The following is a 768-nucleotide window of genomic DNA, read 5'->3' as shown; positions in this document are numbered from 1 at the left end:
TATCCCCCTATCTCACCACAGAGAACACACCCTTGCCATCACGCACGATCTCAAGGAGATTTCCTGCTTTAAACATATTGCACACGATGATAGGTAGGCGATTATCTTTGGCTAGGGCGATTGCTGTATCGTCCATCACTTTGATATTTTCTGCTAAAGCTGCATCATAGGAGATAGTATCAAGTCGCTTGGCATCAGGGTATTTTTTAGGATCTTTGTCATAGACACCATCAACCTTTGTAGCCTTGATCACATAGTCTGCTCCTATCTCCACTGCGCGTAGGGTAGCAGTCGTATCTGTGGTGAAAAATGGATTCCCTGTCCCAGCAGCAAAAATCACTACCCGTCCCTTTTCTAAATGCCGAATAGCACGGCGATAAATATAGCTCTCGCAAATCTCTTTAATCTCAATGGCACTTTGCACTCTCACATTAACACCACTATGCTCTAGGGCTTCTTGCATAGCTACTGCATTTATCACTGTGGCTAGCATACCCATATAATCTCCACTTGTGCGGCGGATCACACCACCTTGTGCAGCACTCACACCACGGATAATATTCCCCCCGCCAATGACAATGCCTACTTCTATCTTTGCCTCTAGGAGTGAAGCAATCTCATCAGCAATATAGCTAAGGATCTTTGGCTCAATCCCAAAGCCATTATCCCCTGCTAATGCCTCCCCAGAAAACTTCACTAAAACGCGCTTGTTTTTTTCCATATCTTTGTCCTTTATGTGCTTGTGTATTGTGGTGAGATTATAGGTTT

1 protein-coding gene is annotated in these 768 nt (G+C 44.4%); it reads right to left on the bottom strand.

Going from position 1 to position 768, the window contains the following annotated elements; all coding sequences use genetic code 11:
- Positions 1–7 precede the first annotated feature (7 nt).
- Positions 8–721: a UMP kinase gene (pyrH, locus tag NYG90_RS10515; protein ID WP_115011440.1), complete on the bottom strand. Its 714-nt coding sequence runs from the start codon at positions 719–721 to the stop codon at positions 8–10.
- Positions 722–768 lie beyond the last annotated feature (47 nt).

The sequence above is a fragment of the Helicobacter zhangjianzhongii genome (genome assembly GCF_030249855.1).
Classification (GTDB): domain Bacteria; phylum Campylobacterota; class Campylobacteria; order Campylobacterales; family Helicobacteraceae; genus Helicobacter_B; species Helicobacter_B zhangjianzhongii.
This window is presented reverse-complemented; position numbering and strand designations above follow the sequence as displayed.

Bases quoted from the DNA above. Each gene is read 5' to 3' on its own strand.
- pyrH (WP_115011440.1), bottom strand. From the start codon at position 721: ATGGAAAAAAACAAGCGCGTTTTAGTGAAGTTTTCTGGGGAGGCATTA.